Consider the following 17,117-nt stretch of genomic DNA (forward strand, 5'->3'; position numbering starts at 1 on the left):
ATAGAAGTCACTATAAAAAATTGTTTGTTGACGCTTGTTTGTTTAGTTTTCAAAGAGCAATTTTTCTGTGTCACCCGCAGGCGACTTAAATAATATATCATGCTGTCGATATTTCGTCAACACTTTTTTAAAAAGTTATTAACGGCTGTTCAACAGCAACGTTTAATATAATAGCAACTTCTGCTTGCTTGGTCAATAGCTTTTTGCAAAAAATAAAACGCCGCTTCAAAAGCGGCGTTCCTTCTTTATATAATCCAAGTCTGAATAGCTACCAACGCAAACACACCAGGTATTCCTAATAACCCTGAGACTGCTGCGGTCGCAATATTGATTGGCACATAAATGCCGAAACTAGTTCCGAAAGCGTTAAGAAAAAATAAAAAGATGGCTCCAATTAAGATCTTCACTGCATTCTGGCCGATAAAACGGAGCGGTTTTGTCGGTGCACCTAAAATAAGAAGCAAAAAGATCAATCCGCCAAGGACCGATATGACGACTATAGGTTCCATACTCTTCCCCCTTACTTCAATGTCTTGTACATTTTTATGTACAAGTTATCAAAATAAGACCTTATCGTATGGAAAAAACATCACTTCGTCTTGATGGTGATTTTCCTGTGCTTAGCTTCTTTAAATAGAAAGAAGTACTTGGCCTCGGCAATTTTCGCTTCAGTGATAAACTCTTCTGATGGATCGAAGCTTCTTTCAACCAGCAGCTTTTGATTGTTCCAATTTCTCTTCATGCTGTCCAGCTGTTCCAATAGTTTATGGTCGAATTCTTTTCTAAGCCATTTCTTTTTACGAAATAACATGACTCTCCTCCAGTAAAGTTTCTTTCTATATAAAGGAGTTAAACTTCCCGGCGCCCTTCTAATGCTTTAGAAAGGGTGACTTCATCCGCATATTCAAGATCCCCGCCGACCGGCAGTCCGTGCGCGATCCTTGTAATCTTGATTCCTGACGGTTTCAGCAGTCTTGAGATATACATCGCTGTTGCTTCCCCTTCGATATTCGGGTTTGTCGCTAGTATGACTTCCTGGACAGTTTCATCCTGAAGTCTCTTTAACAGGTCAGGAATATTGATATCTTCTGGACCTATTCCATCCATTGGAGAAATTGCACCATGAAGCACATGATAGAGACCATTGAATTCCTTCATCTTTTCCATCGCAATAACGTCCTTAGGATCCTGTACCACACAGACCAAACTGCGGTCGCGGCGCTGGTCTTCACATATATAGCAAGGATCCTGGTCGGTTATATGGCCACAGACAGAGCAATAAGTCAGGTTGCGTTTCGCGTTGACCAATGCCTTAGCGAAATCCAAAACAGTTTCTTCCTTCATGCTTAATACGAAAAAAGCCAGACGAGCGGCCGTTTTCGGGCCGATACCTGGCAATTTCATAAAGCTGTCAATCAGCTTCGATATTGGTTCAGGATAATGCATTCTGTTATATTCCTCCTAGAACATTCCCCCAGGAAGGTTCATCCCTTTTGTGAATTGGCCCATTGTCTTATTCGTCAACTCTTCGGCTTTTTTCAACGCATCATTCGTTGCAGCAAGCACTAGGTCCTGCAGCATTTCGACATCATCAGGATCGACAACTTCCGGTTTGATCTGGACGTCAACAATTTCCTTATGGCCTGTCACGATGACTGTTACCATGCCGCCGCCAGCTGTTCCTTCAATCTTTTCTTCACCCAATTGAACTTGAGCTTCTTCCATCTTCTTTTGCATCTTCTGCATTTGCTTCATCATATTTTGCATATTACCATTTCCACGCATCATATTAACGTCCTCCAATACTAGTCTTGTATTTGTATTAATTCATCGCCAAATAATTTTTTAGCTTCAGCAATCAGCGGGTCTTCAGCTGCATTAGCTTGCCCTTCCGTTGCTCCATCGCCTCTCTGGCTGATAAAGTTTTCCCTTATCTTAAGCCACTGATCTTCCGGCACACCAATTACCTGCATTCTTTTACCGGTGTAATCATTCATCGCACCGCTGACAGTTTCAATGAACCTGGTGTTTTCCATTGCCATCTGACAGTGAATCTCATATTTGAATTTTATCACGACTGCCTCATCAGATGCAGCCACTGGTTCCGCTTCGTTCAATAATGCAGCCTGTGAACGCATTTGGTTCGCGGCAAGCATTTCGAGCAGGTCTCCCCAACGTCCCTTAATTGTATGGAGATTTGTCTTGGTAGCACTTTTTAGGACCTCATTGATTTTTCCGGTCGGTGCCTGGAAGCCTTTTCGGTTTGGGCGAGGCGCTTTTTTAGCAGCCGCAGCCGGTTCGCTTGCAGCCATCCCAGGGTTCTGCTGAAACTGCACCAATTTTTCCTCGAGCTGCTCAATCCTTCTTAGCAATGGTTCAACCTGAACATTACTGGACGGATTTTGTCTTTCCAGCTGGCATAGCTTGACAATCGCTACCTCAAGGAAGATACGGGGATGGTTTGTCCAGCGCATTTCTTGCTGTGCTTTATTCAAGACCTCTATCAATTCATAGATTTGAGCTGGCTCGACCTGATTGGCAAGCTCCTGGAAATCATCGTCCAGCATTACTCGCTCCATAGATTCCTCGAGCACTGGCGCTGCCTTGTACAGAAGCATATCGCGGTAGAAGAAGATCAGGTCCTCTATGAACCTCGCTGGATCCTTCCCTTGTAAAAGCAGTTCTTCCAGAGCTTCTAACCCAGCTGCCGCATTTCGTCCATGAATGGCCCTGGCTAGCTGGTTCAGGAAATTCTGTGATACGGTACCCGTTACCGTGAGCGCATCTTCAATTGTTACTCTATCCTGGCTGAATGATATGGCTTGATCAAGCAGGCTTAAGGCATCACGCATTCCGCCTTCTGCAGCCCTGGAAATGATCTGCAGGGCTTTATCTTCGCAATCCACTCCAGATTCCTCAACAATTTGCTTCATCCTGCCGACGATTGCCTGAGCTGTTATCCTCTTAAAATCAAATCGCTGGCATCGTGAAATGATTGTGAGTGGAATCTTATGGGGCTCAGTCGTAGCGAGGATAAAGATGACATGCTTTGGAGGCTCTTCAAGGGTTTTCAGCAATGCGTTAAACGCCCCGATGGAAAGCATATGCACTTCGTCGATGATATACACTTTGTACTTCACGACATTCGGCGCATACTTAACCTTATCTCGGATATCCCGAATTTCCTCGACACCGTTATTGGAAGCGGCATCGATTTCGATCACATCAGGAATAGACGCATCCGTTATTCCACGGCAGGCGTCGCATTCATTGCAAGGCTCGGCCGTTGGAGCTTTTTCACAGTTAACCGCTTTTGCCAAAATTTTCGCAGCACTCGTTTTCCCAGTCCCTCTGGGGCCGGAAAAAAGATAGGCATGTGATATTTTTTGTTGAAGCAGAGCGTTTTGCAGTGTCGTTGTGACATGTTCCTGCCCGACCACATCAATGAACTGCTGTGGACGCCAGACACGATATAAAGCTTGGTAGGCCAATGACACCGCTCCCTTCCTTTTATTATCTTATCTATTATAACGCAATTATTTGGACATTTACACTTTTAGAAAAGGAAATCTTCCCTGAAAAACAAAAAACTCATCTCCGTTAAAGAGATGAGTTGAATGAATCATATTTAACTGCCGTGCACCTTCCGTCGACTGAATACCATAAGCGTTACTTAAGCAGTTAGCTCGGCCCAGGCAACCCTGCGGCACATGGGAGCGTCCACTTAATGCTGCTTCCTTCCGGACCTGACATGGTTCATGGATTCCCATTGCGCAGGACCCGGGCGTCAACACCACTTGCTTAAGGCAGACCCTACAGTAAATCAGCCTCAGGAAGGGATTCATCCCCGCTAGAGCGGATTGCGGGTACAGGGCACCGCTACCTCCCCGACTAGCACGGCAAAATTGAAACCTTATTTAGGTGTGTCTCAAGGACACATACATAGTATACTAACTCACGAACCAAAAAGCAATGCTTATCCCCTGTCAATTCCTGTCTGTTGTTCCAGTTCCTCTTTTGCCTGTTTCTTTTTCTGTTTCTTTTTCTCCCGCAGATTCCTGAAAAAGTCGGATAGCAGCGCTCCGCATTCTGCTTCCAGCACGCCAGTGACCACATCACTTTGATGGTTGAAGCGCTCATCCTGGAGGATATTCATAAAGGTCCCGGCACAGCCGCCCTTCGGATCCTTTGCGCCATAGACCACTTTTTCCACCCGGGACAGCATGATTGCCCCTGCACACATCGGACAAGGTTCGAGGGTTACGTATAATACAGCCTCCTCCAGCCGCCATGTACCGAGCTTCTTACAAGCTTCATCGATTGCCAGCACCTCTGCATGGGCAATGGAGCTTTGCTTCGTTTCGCGGAGATTATGGGCACGGGCAATGATCTCACCATCCAGCACAATGACAGCACCAATCGGCACCTCATCCACTTGTCCTGCCTTTTTCGCTTCTTCAATCGCCTCAAGCATAAATCGTTCATCCTGGGTAAGTTGCGCTTCCATCTTTCCCTCCGCTAAAAATAGTAATAGTTATTTCCAATTGGTTTAATAATCCCCCGCCGGTAAAAATATAAAGGATAAGGAGAGGATTATTCATGTCAAAGAGTGCTCTATTAATTATCGATATGATCAATGATTTCAATTTCGATGCCGGGGAAGACCTCGCAAAAAACACCAGAAAAATCATCGATCCAATTTTAACATTAAAGAAATCTTTCAATGAGAAGGGCATGCCCGTTATCTATATTAATGACCATTATAATCTATGGCAGGCTGATTTTGAAAAAATCATGGATTATTGCTCAAATGAAACGAGCGAAGAAATCATTAAAAAAATCGCTCCTGAAAAGAACAAGGACTATTTCCTGATCAAGCCAAAGCATTCTGCATTTTATGGAACGGCGCTTCATACCTTGCTTCAGCAGCTGAAGGTGGACACCTTGGTCCTGGCGGGGATTGCAGGCAATATCTGCGTGCTTTTCACCGCAAATGATGCATACATGCGCGAATACAACCTGATCATCCCGGAGGACTTCGTTGCCTCCAATTATGGTGAAGATAATAAATACGCACTGACGATGATGAAGAACGTCCTGTCCGCTGAAACAAGGCCATCCAGGGAGCTTGATTTATAACATACTGTATTTTCTTCCTTCATACAATGGTTGTAGCGCTAAAATGCCAGGGAGGGAAGAAGATGCAAATTCATGTAGTACAGCAAGGACAGACTTTGACACAGATTGCTCAAATTTACGGGTCATCTGTTGCGGATATAACCGAGGCGAATGAGCTGCCTAACCCAAATAATCTTGTAGTCGGCCAGGCGATGGTCATCCCGATTGTCGGAAGCTTTTATTTTGTCCAGCCAGGCGACACCTTATGGGCTATTTCGAGAAGGTTCGGTACCACTCCACAGGAACTCGCTCGAATCAACGGAATCACAGTCAACCAGCCACTTTCAGTTGGTTTTCGCCTTTATATTCCGCAGCGCCCTAAATCAAACGCGGAATTCAACGCTTACGTAGAACCTCGTGGGAATACAGTTGCACCTGCACTGGAGACAGCCGCACGGGAAGCTGCTCCTTATTTAACATATCTTGCTCCATTCAGCTTCCAGGCCTTGCGTGACGGATCGCTGAAGGAGCCGCTGCTGAATAATTTCCCTACCATTGCCGAGGCAAACAACAATATATTGATGATGGTCATCACCAACCAGGAAAACGACCAGTTCAGTGATGAGCTTGGCCGGATCATCCTGAATGACATGGCCATCCAGGATAAATTCCTGAATAACATCGTTACGACTGCTAAAAAATACGGATTCCGCGATATCCATTTTGATTTTGAATTCCTGCGCCCTGCTGACCGTGAAGCCTATAACACCTTTTTGCGAAAAGCAAGGGATCGTTTTAAACAGGAGGGCTGGTTCATTTCCACCGCACTTGCCCCTAAAACGAGCGCAGCCCAGACCGGTGCATGGTATACGGCGCATGACTATAAAGCACATGGCGAAATTGTCGATTTCGTCGTCATCATGACGTATGAGTGGGGTTATAGCGGCGGGCCTGCACAGGCAGTCTCTCCCATTGGACCTGTCCGTGAGGTGCTGGAGTATGCCATCAGTGAAATGCCTTCACAAAAAGTCATGATGGGCCAGAATCTTTATGGTTATGATTGGACTCTCCCATTTGTCCAGGGGACGATCGCGAAGGCGGTCAGTCCGCAGCAGGCCATTCAGATCGCTGCTGATAATAATGTTCCAATCCAGTACAATGCCAAATCCCAGGCGCCGACCTTCCGATATACAGCGTCAGATGGAAAGCAGCATGAAGTCTGGTTTGAGGACGCACGGTCCATCCAGGCAAAATTCGACTTGATCAAGGAATTGAACCTTAGAGGAATGAGCTACTGGAAGCTTGGACTTTCCTTCCCGCAAAACTGGCTGCTCATCCAGGAGAATTTCAATGTGGTAAAAAGATAAAATTTTCTGTTAAAATTTTTTTACAAATTCCGATAATAATTGACAGGCGCAGTATTTATGCGGCTGTCTTCTTTTTTGCTAAAATTGCCTCTTAATATTCCATACCCATACAATACTGTGTGTGATAAAATGGACTTTGCGTGATTTAACTGACAGAAATGTAAAAAAGAGATAGATACAACAGAGAGGGAGGACATGTTGTGGAAGGAACACCTTTTATAACGGTTGAAGGACCAATCGGTATTGGAAAAACGTCACTGGCACGTGCCATTTCCGAACGGTTTCAATTTGCACTTTTAAAGGAAATTGTCGATGAAAATCCATTTTTGGGGAAGTTTTACGATAACATAGAAGAATGGAGTTTCCAGACAGAAATGTTTTTCCTCTGCAATCGATATAAGCAGCTTGGAGATATTAATGAACATTACCTCAGCAAAAACAAATCCGTCGTTGCTGATTACCATATCATGAAAAACCTCATTTTCGCCCAGCGTACCTTGAACGATCAGGAGTATAAAAAATATCTAGATATTTATCAAATCCTGACAAAAGATATGCCTAAGCCGAATGTCATCATTTACTTGAATGCAAGTCTTGATACATTGTTGAAGCGCATCAAGATGCGTGGCCGCGAAGTCGAAAAAAACATCAGCCCTTTATATTTAGAGCAATTATCCCTTGATTACGAACAAGCCATGCTTCAATTCGAGCAAGACCACCCTGAGATCCCGGTTCTCCGTTTCAGCGGTGATGACCTGGATTTCGTTAAAAAAGAAGAAGATCTTCAGCTGATCATTGACCAGCTAACCGCATCATTAAGAAAAAGGAGCGTACAACCATGAATCTAAGAACAAAATATGACATCCCGGCAAATGCGGTCATCACGATTGCTGGCACTGTGGGCGTCGGTAAATCGACTATGACAAATGCCCTGGCGGATGCCCTTCGGTTCCGTACATCCTTTGAAAAAGTAGATACAAACCCTTACCTCGATAAGTTCTATGCTGATTTCGAACGCTGGAGCTTCCACCTGCAAATCTACTTCCTTGCAGAGCGCTTTAAGGAGCAAAAAAGGATTTTCGAATACGGCGGCGGCTTTATCCAGGACCGTTCGATTTATGAAGATACAGGCATCTTCGCTAAAATGCATTATGAAAAAGGCACAATGTCACCTGTCGACTATGAAACATACAAAAGCCTTTTTGAAGCAATGGTCATGACACCATACTTCCCGCATCCAGATTTGCTGATCTACCTTGAGGGTTCAATTGACGATATTCTTGAGCGGATCAAGCTGAGAGGACGTCCGATGGAACAGCAGACACCAATTACTTATTGGGAAGAAATGCATGCACGTTATGAAAACTGGATCAATAACTTCAACGCATGCCCAGTCCTGCGCTTGAATATCAATGATTATGATCTGTTCAACAATCCTGAATCAATCGAGCCTATCGTTGAAAAGATTGCTACGCACATCAAGCAAACTCAATTATTGAAAAAATAAACCGCCATTTGGCGGTTTTTTGTTTTTCTACGCGTATTAGAATTGAACTAACATGGGTTTACAACCCTAAAATGGGTTGTCCCCTTCTTAAAAGTCACATAGAACCTTTCTATAGGTCCAAATCGAGGGGAATTCTCCAAAAAGGCTCATAGATTCTTTCTATAAGCCCAAATCGGTGTTGAATTCCCTAAAAGGGCTCATAGAATTTTTCTATAAGCCCAAAATCGCGGTAGCACTCCCCAAAAGGACCATAGAATTTCTCTATAGGCCCAAATTGAGGTGCAGTTCCACATAAGGGCATATAGAACTTTTCTATATGCACCCCCAAAAAAGGATATAAAAAAACCCGCTACATCCGTAACGGGTTTCTTTACACAATCTCCAAATTGTTTTTATGCGTTAATGCTTAATATTAAAATTATGGAGGAGGTAGAGGGATTCGAACCCCCGCGCGGTGTTACCCGCCTGTCGGTTTTCAAGACCGATCCCTTCAGCCGGACTTGGGTATACCTCCGAGACACAAGAAATATAATATCATGTATTTTAAATCGAGTCAACACTTCTTTTGAATTTTTTTTGGGCAGGAATGGATCCTGCCCAAATGTTAAATTATTTAGGTGCAATAACTTCCCGGTTGCCCATATATGGACGCAGTGCTTCAGGTATGATGACACTTCCATCAGCCTGCTGGTAATTTTCCAGGATTGCGGCTACAGTACGGCCAATCGCAAGACCAGATCCGTTTAGTGTGTGCACATGCTCTGGTTTAGCCTTAGCTTCACGACGGAAACGGATATTCGCACGTCTAGCCTGGAAGCCTTCAAAGTTACTGCAAGAAGAGATTTCCCTGTAAGTGCCATAGCTTGGTATCCAAACCTCAATATCGTACTTTTTAGCAGCTGTAAATCCAAGGTCGGCTGAGCACATGCTCAACACGCGATATGGAAGGCCTAGCAGCTGCAGGACCTTTTCAGCATGTCCAGTTAGTTTTTCGAGCTCTTCATAAGAATCTTCAGGTTTTACAAACTTAACTAACTCGACTTTGTTGAACTGATGCTGACGGATCAAACCGCGAGTATCCCTCCCCGCAGATCCTGCCTCTGAACGGAAGCATGCACTGTAGGCTGCATAATTGATTGGCAATTCCTCTCCGCTCAGAATTTCATCGCGGTGCATGTTTGTAACAGGAACCTCAGCTGTCGGGATCAAGAAATAATCTTCGCTCTCGATTCGGAACGCATCTTCTTCAAACTTAGGAAGCTGGCCCGTCCCCGTCATACTTGCACGGTTAACCATGTATGGTGGAAGAACTTCTGTGTAGCCATGCTCGTCGACATGAAGGTCAAGCATGAAGCTCATCAAGGCGCGCTCAAGGCGTGCTCCGAGACCTTTGTAAAATACAAATCGGCTGCCAGTTACTTTTCCAGCACGTTCAAAATCAAGGATTTTCAAATGGTCTGCGATATCCCAGTGCGGCTTCGCTTCGAATTCAAAATCACGGATTTCTCCCCATTTGCGAACCTCTACATTATCGTCTTCCGTTTCTCCAACAGGAACACTCTCATGAGGGATATTCGGAATGCTGAGCATCAAGGCTTCCAGTTCTTCCTCAACCTCCCGCAGCTGGTCATCCAAAACCTTGATCTTATCCCCAACCTCGCGCATTTCAGCAATCAAATGGTCAGCATCCTGCTTTTCACGCTTCAACTGCGCAACCTGCTGTGAAACTTCATTTCTTCTGCTCTTCAGCTGTTCAGCATCAAGAATCAATTCCCTGCGTCTCACATCCAGATCCTCAAACTTCCCGAAGTCGGTCATGTCTTCGCCACGGTGCTGAAGCTTTTGTTTTACTTCTTCAAAATTTGCTCTTAAATACTTTACGTCTAACACTGCGATTTCCTCCCTTTTACCTGAAGTAAAAAAAGTCTTTGATAAAATAAAAAACTCCCGTCCCAAAAAGGGACGAGAGTTAACCCGCGTTGCCACCCTAGTTGAAAGCAAAAATGCTTTCCACTCAGAAAATAACGGTTTTTACCGAAAGTATTTACTTGCCAATCAGGCTTTCCATACTCTGCTCGAGGGCGGATTCATTTGCTCCAGACACCGGTTCGCACCAACCACCGGCTCTCTTCGGAATGGACACAAGCTACTATTCCCTCTCATCGCTTTTTTACTATCGAATTTTAATTCATAATTTACTACAATTATGTTCAGCATGCAAGCGGTTTATGCAAAATTTTTACTCTTTGTCTCCTCGACCATTTTTACAAAATAGTTCATGAGTCGATAATCATCGGTCAATTCAGGATGGAACGAACAGCCTAAGAATTGACCGTCACGCGCAGCAACAATCCTGTCATTATGCTTGGCCAGCACTTCGACATTCTCGCCCGCTTCCACAATATGCGGGGCACGGATAAAGACAGCAGAAAAATTCTCTGCCACTCCGGCAATGTCAATGTCCGCTTCAAAGCTTTCTCGCTGGCGGCCAAAAGAGTTGCGCTCCACCTTCACATCCATGACACCGATATGCGGCGCATCATAGCCAACGAGATCATTCGCAAGCAGAATCAATCCGGCACAGGTTCCGAACATCGGCTTACCATCTGCAGCGAAGTTCTTCAACTCTTCCATGAAGCCATACTTATCAATAAGACGGCGGATTGCAGTGCTTTCTCCACCGGGAATAATCAGGCCATCGACTTCTGATAGCTCTTCTGGACGCTTAATGACCGTGCCTTCCGCTCCAGATGCTTCGATTGCCCATATATGCTCTCGTACAGCGCCCTGAAGGCCAAGTACTCCTATTTTCACCATAGCTATCCCCTTACCAGCCGCGGTCCTGCATGCGGGCTTCAGGTGCCAATGATGAAATTTCCATACCCTTCATCGGGATGCCAAGACCTTTCGAAATGTTCGCAATCAGTTCGTAATCCTGATAGTGAGTCGTCGCTTCAACAATTGCCTTTGCAAATTTTGCTGGATTATCAGATTTGAAGATACCAGATCCTACAAACACTCCGTCAGCACCCAGTTGCATCATTAATGCAGCGTCTGCTGGCGTTGCAACACCACCGGCTGCGAAGTTAACGACCGGAAGACGTCCAAGCTGCTTGATTTCAAGAAGCAGTTCATATGGAGCCCCAAGAAGCTTAGCTTCTGTCATAAGCTCATCCATGTCCATTGCGACGACCTTGCGAACCTGCGCATTCACCTTGCGGATATGACGGACAGCTTCTACGATATTACCCGTACCTGGCTCTCCCTTTGTACGAAGCATAGAAGCACCTTCTCCGATTCTTCTCGCGGCTTCACCAAGATCACGGCAGCCGCAGACGAATGGAACTGTGTAATCTCTTTTATTTAGGTGGTATTCTTCATCTGCTGGAGTCAGAACTTCACTCTCATCAATATAATCTACACCCATCGCTTCTAGCACGCGTGCTTCTACGATGTGGCCGATTCGTGCTTTTGCCATAACGGGAATTGTGACAGCACCCATTACCTCTTCAGTGATACGTGGGTCAGCCATTCTTGCTACGCCGCCTGCCGCGCGGATATCCGATGGAACACGTTCCAGGGCCATTACGGCAACTGCGCCGGCCTCTTCTGCGATCTTCGCCTGCTCAGCGTTAACAACGTCCATGATGACGCCGCCCTTTTGCATTTCTGCCATACCGCGTTTAACTCGATCAGTACCTGTCTTCATTGTTTTTCCCCCTTATCCCTTTAAAAAGGATTACTATGTAAGCACTTGAAAATAACTGGAAAACCAGACTTATTTAGTCGGAATTTAGTTATCCCTATTGAAAATAAACAATAAAAAAGGTTTCCTGTCAAGGCAGGAAACCAAATATTCTTTATATTACAACTTAATTAAAACCAACCCTTAACCGTGTCAGCAACTCCGCCAAATAGGTCTCCAAAGAAACCGCCGATACCACGCATCATCAGCACGAACCAGTTCGCTTTTTCGACACTATCAGCTGCGACAACTGGAACCTGGATTAGTTTTTGTCCATCTTCAGTTAAAAAGCTGATGTTTTCATCCTTTTTGGACTTTACAGTCATATAGCCGACCTGTTCGCCTTTTTTAATAGGAGCAGTCAGTTCGCCATTTTCATTCAGCTTCTTTTTATCCAATACAAGAACTGGTGCATACTCATCCTTTTCACCATTTCTGATGGTCATTGTAATGGCATCTTTAGACTGAATCTTAACGCTGTCTTCCTTCCCTTTCGTTACCGGAAGATTTTTCTTGCCTTTAATCTGGTGATTCTTTTTTACAAGCTCTTCTTCTGTAAAATTACTGAAAGCAAAATCAAGGACTTTACGCGTTTCAGCAAAACGGCTGTCCTTAGAGTCCGCCTTCATGATCACAGAAATGAATCTTTGGTCATTTCTCATTGCAGTAGCAGTAAAACCATATCCTGCAAAATCAGTTGAACCTGTTTTTAAGCCGTCAACACCATCATACTGGTAGATCAGACCTGGAAGCATCCAGTTAAAGTTCTTATATTCACGTCCATCACGGAATTTCAATGCAGGCACACTTGCTGTTTCCAGTACTTCCGGATAATCCTTCAATAAACGGTAAGCAAGCTTGGCCATTGAACGTGCAGACATGACGTTTTCTTCATCCGGACTGCCTGCAGGATGCTGTCCTAATAGATCCCTGTTGTTCAAGCCGGAAGAGTTTACGAATTTATAATCTTTCAAGCCTAACTCGGCTGCTTTTTTATTCATTTTTTCAACATGATTCTTCTCTGTTCCTGAAAGAACTTCTGCCAGTGCAACAGTTGCTGCATTACCAGAATGGATTGCCATTGCTTCATATAATTCTTTTACCGTATAATCTTCACCTTGGGTTAATCCGACATTGGATAGGCCAGGTGCAGCTGACAACTTATGGACATACTCATTGATTTTTACCTTTTGATCCCACTTAAGCTTTCCTTCCTTGACTGCTTCTAGGACCATGTATTCTGTCATCATTTTAGACATGGACGCTACTCCAAGGACGACATCGGAATTTTTCTCATATAAAACTCTTCCTGTACCTGCGTCAATCAGCATGGCTGCTTCAGCATCGATGCCTAACTGTCCCTCTGCTGCTTCTGCTTCCACTGAAAATCCGGAAAACATAGTTGTGATCGTTAAAATGAATGCTGCAAAGAACATTGAAAGCTGTTTCTGTTTACGATTCAAGACGAATTTCCCTCCAAAATTTTTATAAAATATCTATGAAACTTTCATATTTGTTGACCCCTGAAAAATCACACCCGTTAAGTTTAACATAAAAAAAATGAAAAAAATAGACAGAGAATAGTCACTCTGTCTATTGAAAAATAAGGAAAAAACAGCTGATATACAGGTAAAAAGTCACAGTCCCTGTCTGTTTTCCAAAATATAAAATTAGCTCATAGAGTAATTCGGTGCTTCCTTCGTGATCTGGACATCATGCGGATGACTCTCTCTTAGGCCTGCACCAGTCATCTTGATGAATTGGGCGTTCTCCCTTAATTCTTCAAGATTGGCAGTGCCGCAATATCCCATACCTGAGCGAATACCGCCTACAAGCTGATAAATCGTATCTGTAAGAGGACCTTTATAAGGAATTCTTCCTTCAATGCCTTCCGGAACGAACTTCTTATTATCTTCCTGGAAATAACGGTCTTTAGAGCCCTTTTCCATTGCCCCAACTGAGCCCATTCCACGATATACCTTAAAGCGTCTTCCCTGGTAGATTTCAGTTTCCCCTGGACTTTCACTGACACCTGCAAGCAAGCTGCCTAGCATGACGGCATGCCCACCTGCTGCAAGAGCTTTGACGATATCTCCTGAATATTTAATACCGCCATCTGCAATGATTGCTTTGCCGTGCTTACGTGCTTCTGTCGCACAATCATATACAGCAGTAATTTGCGGAACGCCTACTCCAGCTACAACCCTCGTTGTACAGATTGATCCTGGCCCAATGCCGACCTTGACAATATCCGCCCCAGCTTCTATTAAGTCTCTTGTCGCTTCTGCAGTCGCAACATTTCCAGCAATAATATTCAGTTCAGGGTAGCTTTCCCGAATTTGCTTTACCGTTTCAATGACACCCTTAGAATGGCCATGCGCTGTATCGACAACAATGACGTCTACATGAGACTTAACAAGCAGCTCGACCCGTTTCATCGTATCGGCTGTTACTCCAACTGCAGCACCGCAAAGCAAGCGGCCTTGCGCATCCTTCGAAGAGTTCGGGAACTCAATCACTTTTTCAATATCCTTGATGGTAATGAGCCCTTTCAGTACGCCTTCGTCATTTACTAGTGGGAGTTTTTCAATCTTATGGCGCTGAAGGATCTTTTCCGCTTCTTCAAGGGTCGTTCCCACGGAAGCAGTCACCAGTTCCGTTTTCGTCATCACTTCTTCGATTTTAATGGAGTAATCCTGGATAAAACGCATATCACGGTTCGTAATGATTCCAACAAGCTTTTGCTCTTCCTCATTATTGACGATTGGGACACCAGAAATGCGGTATTTCCCCATCAAATGTTCAGCATCAAATACTTGATGATCTGGAGTTAGAAAGAACGGATCGGTAATGACTCCACTTTCAGAACGTTTTACTTTATCGACCTGGTCAGCCTGCTGCTCAATGGACATGTTTTTATGGATGATACCAAGACCGCCCTGCCTGGCAATAGAAATGGCTAGTTCAGATTCTGTTACAGTATCCATGCCGGCACTGATGATTGGGATATTCAATCTCAAAGTCTCCGTCAAGTTGACCTTCAGGCTCACATCCTTTGGCAGTACCTCCGATTTGGCTGGCACTAACAGCACATCATCAAACGTTAATCCTTCTTTCGCAAATTTACTTTCCCACATAGTAAAATGACCCCCTTTAAGAAAATATTATTTGTAGGTTATCAATTGGTTAAAATACTGTCAAGAAGGTTATTATTTGTCCGACTTTTCAAATAACTTGGAGGTTTTTCATGTGTCTACGCCTTATAAGGAATGGAATAGTTACACTCTCTTTTTTTCTGCAGAGTATTCACAAGCCTATCTGAAAAAATGCTACCGTAAAATCAACATTGACCAGCCTGACATGAAAAGCTTTGAAAACTGTTATCCCTTTATGTATTATCTCGAACATGGGAAACTTTACTACGAACAGGCCGAAAAGTCTCCGCTGGCCATCCAGCCAATCCTGCTCTTTTACGGACTTGTCCATCTAATAAAAGCATGTATCCTGACAGTTGAACCTGATTACCCAGAAACCACATCTGTTCTTGCTCACGGAGTTTCAACAAGGAAACGGAAAAAACAACAATACAGCTTTACGGATGATGAAGTGAAAATCCAAAAGAATGGATTGTTCTCTCTTATGGCAGAAAAGATGTTCCACATGAAACAATTGGAAGGAGATAAAGCAACAATGGGTGATGTATTGGAGCTGATCCCAGAATTGTCCGGCATCTTTTCTAATTTAAGAGGAAAACAAAATTTCGAAGTTGTCACAGCTGCCGAGACAGGTTTTTCGCTGCCAAAATCAATAATCGACCAATTCCATATGACGGAGAACCGCTTTAAGGAATTCTTGCAGACCAAATCTTCTATCCCTGTTTCTTTTGTGGAAGATCCCAACCTCATCAGGTTTGAAGCAAACTTAAGCGAAGCATCAGAACCCCTCCCATTAAAATATAATCTTGAAGAGCAGCATTATGTATTCCCCTTAAATAAAGGCGATTTATTTCTATTTCCAGAACTGCTGCTGCACTACCTATTGTTATATAATCTTGGGATGATCGCGCGCTATGAAACAGAATGGTGGAGTGAGTTAATTAAAATGATGCCCAATGAAGACTATCCCTTGATTCAAGCTTTTTTACAATCCACATTAAAAAAAGGACCTTACTTAATTTACCAGTATCTAATGAAAAAGTAATAGCACCAAGGGTATGAAGCCAGTACAGTCAAAAGGAGAATGTTTAGATAATACAATTTCGGGAATTTCAAATATATGGACAACGCATAACTGAGGAGGTTTTAATATGGATAGAAAAAAACTAATGATGACAACTGTTGCTCTAGGTACAGCATACTTGCTAAAAGATCAAAAGTCACGCACGAAGGTAATGGATCAATTGCAATCTCTTGGGAAGAAAGTGAAGAAGTAAAGAAAGAATTAGACCCTTTGATGAATTCAAAGGGTCTTTTAATTGTGGATATAGATGTGAATTCAGAACTTGATGGGAGTTAACTCCATGTTCGGACAGCTTTTGGGTTTCTTCCTCCAAACATGTCTGAAGTTGCACCTACTTCCGACAACTTTTCATTCTTTTCCTCTAAACCTGTCTGAAGTTGCACCTACTTCGGACAACTTTTCATTGGTTTCCTCTAAACCTGTCTGAAGTTGCTCTTACTTCGGACAACTTTTCGTTCTTTTCCTCTAAACCTGTCTGAAGTTGCTTCTTCTTCTGACAGCTTTTCCTTCTTTTCCTCTAAACCTGTCTGAAGTTGCTCTTACTTCGGACAGCTTTTCCTGCTTTTTCTCTAAACCTGTCTCAAGTTGCACTTACTTCGGACAACTTTCCTATGGTTTTCTCCAAACCTGTCTGAAGTTGCCTCTACTTCGGACAGCTTTTCTATTTTTTTTCCCAAACCTGTCTGAAGTTGCTCCTGCTTCGGACAACTTTTCATTGTTTTCCTCTAAACTTGTCTGAAGTTGCTTCTACTTCGGACAACTTTTTGCTGTTTTCCTCTAAACCCGTCTGAAGTTGTTCTACTTCGGACAACTTTTCCTGCTTTTTCGCCAAACCTGTCTGAATCCATTGGGTATATTATCAGTTGCTTCACTAATTCCAGCATCGGTTATAAATCTGAATACAAAAAAAAGAACAGCCATTACAGCTGTTCTTTCATGTGCCCGGCGGCGTCCTACTCTCACAGGGGGAAACCCCCAACTACCATCGGCGCTGAGAAGCTTAACTTCCGTGTTCGGTATGGGAACGGGTGTGACCTTCTCGCCATCGCCACCAGACTATTTGGTTAAAGGAATGTATTTATTCCTTCAAAACTAGATAATGTGTAAGAAGAAGAAGAAGAACGAGTAATCTATTTTGGTT

The 17,117-nt window shown here is 43.7% G+C and carries 17 protein-coding genes, 1 tRNA gene, 1 rRNA gene, 1 other RNA gene and 1 other annotated feature; of the genes, 6 read left to right on the forward strand and 14 right to left on the reverse strand.

What is annotated here, in order from left to right:
* Nucleotides 1-245: 245 nt before the first annotated feature.
* From J7E32_RS13930 to tadA, 7 genes are all read right to left on the reverse strand, one after another.
* Nucleotides 246-509, reverse strand: a complete 264-nt coding sequence (locus J7E32_RS13930; protein WP_214908254.1) for a pro-sigmaK processing inhibitor BofA family protein — start codon at nt 507-509, stop codon at nt 246-248.
* A gap of 80 nt (nt 510-589) precedes the next feature.
* Entirely contained in the window at nt 590-811 is a 222-nt protein-coding gene (locus J7E32_RS13935) for a YaaL family protein (protein ID WP_102264773.1), read from the reverse strand.
* A 38-nt stretch (nt 812-849) separates the two neighbouring features.
* Nucleotides 850-1,446, reverse strand: a complete 597-nt coding sequence (gene recR, locus J7E32_RS13940) for a recombination mediator RecR (protein ID WP_214908256.1) — start codon at nt 1,444-1,446, stop codon at nt 850-852.
* Between the two features lie 15 nt (nt 1,447-1,461).
* The gene (locus tag J7E32_RS13945; RefSeq protein WP_214705893.1) at nt 1,462-1,788 is read right to left on the reverse strand and encodes a YbaB/EbfC family nucleoid-associated protein; all 327 of its coding nucleotides are present in this window, start codon (nt 1,786-1,788) and stop codon (nt 1,462-1,464) included.
* Nucleotides 1,789-1,805: 17 nt separating this feature from the next.
* Nucleotides 1,806-3,491, reverse strand: coding sequence for a DNA polymerase III subunit gamma/tau (gene dnaX / locus J7E32_RS13950; protein ID WP_214908258.1), 1,686 nt, complete (start codon nt 3,489-3,491; stop codon nt 1,806-1,808).
* Nucleotides 3,492-3,635: 144 nt separating this feature from the next.
* Nucleotides 3,636-3,900, reverse strand: an RNA gene (gene ffs, locus J7E32_RS13955) — signal recognition particle sRNA large type.
* A gap of 76 nt (nt 3,901-3,976) precedes the next feature.
* Entirely contained in the window at nt 3,977-4,507 is a 531-nt protein-coding gene (gene tadA, locus J7E32_RS13960) for a tRNA adenosine(34) deaminase TadA (RefSeq protein WP_214908260.1), read from the reverse strand.
* A gap of 92 nt (nt 4,508-4,599) precedes the next feature.
* Here tadA and J7E32_RS13965 point away from each other — a divergent pair, with 92 nt between their 5' ends.
* The 4 genes from J7E32_RS13965 to J7E32_RS13980 all read left to right on the forward strand — a co-directional run bounded on the left by J7E32_RS13965 (nt 4,600) and on the right by J7E32_RS13980 (nt 7,992).
* Nucleotides 4,600-5,139: a cysteine hydrolase family protein gene (locus tag J7E32_RS13965; RefSeq protein ID WP_214908261.1), complete on the forward strand. Its 540-nt coding sequence runs from the start codon at nt 4,600-4,602 to the stop codon at nt 5,137-5,139.
* 62 nt (nt 5,140-5,201) lie between these two features.
* On the forward strand, nt 5,202-6,485 hold the full coding sequence (locus tag J7E32_RS13970) for a glycoside hydrolase family 18 protein (RefSeq protein ID WP_214908262.1): 1,284 nt from the start codon (nt 5,202-5,204) through the stop codon (nt 6,483-6,485).
* A 200-nt stretch (nt 6,486-6,685) separates the two neighbouring features.
* Nucleotides 6,686-7,327, forward strand: coding sequence for a deoxynucleoside kinase (locus J7E32_RS13975; RefSeq protein ID WP_214908265.1), 642 nt, complete (start codon nt 6,686-6,688; stop codon nt 7,325-7,327).
* Complete coding sequence (locus tag J7E32_RS13980) at nt 7,324-7,992, forward strand: deoxynucleoside kinase (RefSeq protein ID WP_214908267.1); 669 nt, start codon at nt 7,324-7,326, stop codon at nt 7,990-7,992. The genes J7E32_RS13975 and J7E32_RS13980 overlap by 4 nt, the downstream gene beginning before the upstream one ends.
* Before the next feature lie 421 nt (nt 7,993-8,413).
* Here the strand turns inward: J7E32_RS13980 and J7E32_RS13985 are convergent.
* The 6 genes from J7E32_RS13985 to guaB form a co-directional block, all read right to left on the reverse strand.
* Nucleotides 8,414-8,506 (reverse strand) — tRNA-Ser (locus tag J7E32_RS13985).
* Nucleotides 8,507-8,601: 95 nt separating this feature from the next.
* Complete coding sequence (gene serS, locus J7E32_RS13990) at nt 8,602-9,882, reverse strand: serine--tRNA ligase (RefSeq protein WP_214908269.1); 1,281 nt, start codon at nt 9,880-9,882, stop codon at nt 8,602-8,604.
* Nucleotides 9,883-9,947: 65 nt separating this feature from the next.
* Nucleotides 9,948-10,164, reverse strand: a binding site (T-box leader).
* Between the two features lie 54 nt (nt 10,165-10,218).
* Nucleotides 10,219-10,809 (reverse strand): pyridoxal 5'-phosphate synthase glutaminase subunit PdxT, encoded by a 591-nt coding sequence (pdxT, locus tag J7E32_RS13995; RefSeq protein ID WP_214908270.1) that lies wholly within the window; start codon nt 10,807-10,809, stop codon nt 10,219-10,221.
* Between the two features lie 10 nt (nt 10,810-10,819).
* The gene (pdxS, locus tag J7E32_RS14000) at nt 10,820-11,701 is read right to left on the reverse strand and encodes a pyridoxal 5'-phosphate synthase lyase subunit PdxS (protein ID WP_041967638.1); all 882 of its coding nucleotides are present in this window, start codon (nt 11,699-11,701) and stop codon (nt 10,820-10,822) included.
* A 167-nt stretch (nt 11,702-11,868) separates the two neighbouring features.
* Nucleotides 11,869-13,173 (reverse strand): serine hydrolase, encoded by a 1,305-nt coding sequence (locus J7E32_RS14005; RefSeq protein WP_214908276.1) that lies wholly within the window; start codon nt 13,171-13,173, stop codon nt 11,869-11,871.
* 234 nt (nt 13,174-13,407) lie between these two features.
* The gene (guaB, locus tag J7E32_RS14010; RefSeq protein WP_214908272.1) at nt 13,408-14,874 is read right to left on the reverse strand and encodes an IMP dehydrogenase; all 1,467 of its coding nucleotides are present in this window, start codon (nt 14,872-14,874) and stop codon (nt 13,408-13,410) included.
* A 112-nt stretch (nt 14,875-14,986) separates the two neighbouring features.
* Here guaB and J7E32_RS14015 point away from each other — a divergent pair, with 112 nt between their 5' ends.
* The gene (locus tag J7E32_RS14015; protein ID WP_214908274.1) at nt 14,987-15,937 is read left to right on the forward strand and encodes a YaaC family protein; all 951 of its coding nucleotides are present in this window, start codon (nt 14,987-14,989) and stop codon (nt 15,935-15,937) included.
* 106 nt (nt 15,938-16,043) lie between these two features.
* Nucleotides 16,044-16,169, forward strand: a complete 126-nt coding sequence (locus tag J7E32_RS22955; RefSeq protein ID WP_286181201.1) for a hypothetical protein — start codon at nt 16,044-16,046, stop codon at nt 16,167-16,169.
* Nucleotides 16,170-16,916: 747 nt separating this feature from the next.
* On the opposite strand, the gene rrf is transcribed toward J7E32_RS22955, so the two are convergent.
* A 5S ribosomal RNA gene (gene rrf, locus J7E32_RS14020) occupies nt 16,917-17,032 on the reverse strand.
* Nucleotides 17,033-17,117 lie beyond the last annotated feature (85 nt).

Source organism: Bacillus sp. ISL-55 (assembly GCF_018613155.1).
Lineage (GTDB): Bacteria > Bacillota > Bacilli > Bacillales > Cytobacillaceae > Mesobacillus.

What these genes read in the sequence shown, in the direction of transcription:
- J7E32_RS13930 (WP_214908254.1), bottom strand. Translation starts at nt 509, where the DNA reads ATGGAACCTATAGTCGTCATATCGGTCCTTGGCGGATTGATCTTTTTG.
- J7E32_RS13935 (WP_102264773.1), bottom strand. Translation starts at nt 811, where the DNA reads ATGTTATTTCGTAAAAAGAAATGGCTTAGAAAAGAATTCGACCATAAA.
- recR (WP_214908256.1), bottom strand. Translation starts at nt 1,446, where the DNA reads ATGCATTATCCTGAACCAATATCGAAGCTGATTGACAGCTTTATGAAA.
- J7E32_RS13945 (WP_214705893.1), bottom strand. Translation starts at nt 1,788, where the DNA reads ATGATGCGTGGAAATGGTAATATGCAAAATATGATGAAGCAAATGCAG.
- tadA (WP_214908260.1), bottom strand. Translation starts at nt 4,507, where the DNA reads ATGGAAGCGCAACTTACCCAGGATGAACGATTTATGCTTGAGGCGATT.
- J7E32_RS13965 (WP_214908261.1), top strand. Translation starts at nt 4,600, where the DNA reads ATGTCAAAGAGTGCTCTATTAATTATCGATATGATCAATGATTTCAAT.
- J7E32_RS13970 (WP_214908262.1), top strand. Translation starts at nt 5,202, where the DNA reads ATGCAAATTCATGTAGTACAGCAAGGACAGACTTTGACACAGATTGCT.
- J7E32_RS13980 (WP_214908267.1), top strand. Translation starts at nt 7,324, where the DNA reads ATGAATCTAAGAACAAAATATGACATCCCGGCAAATGCGGTCATCACG.
- pdxT (WP_214908270.1), bottom strand. Translation starts at nt 10,809, where the DNA reads ATGGTGAAAATAGGAGTACTTGGCCTTCAGGGCGCTGTACGAGAGCAT.
- pdxS (WP_041967638.1), bottom strand. Translation starts at nt 11,701, where the DNA reads ATGAAGACAGGTACTGATCGAGTTAAACGCGGTATGGCAGAAATGCAA.
- J7E32_RS14005 (WP_214908276.1), bottom strand. Translation starts at nt 13,173, where the DNA reads ATGTTCTTTGCAGCATTCATTTTAACGATCACAACTATGTTTTCCGGA.
- guaB (WP_214908272.1), bottom strand. Translation starts at nt 14,874, where the DNA reads ATGTGGGAAAGTAAATTTGCGAAAGAAGGATTAACGTTTGATGATGTG.
- J7E32_RS22955 (WP_286181201.1), top strand. Translation starts at nt 16,044, where the DNA reads ATGGATAGAAAAAAACTAATGATGACAACTGTTGCTCTAGGTACAGCA.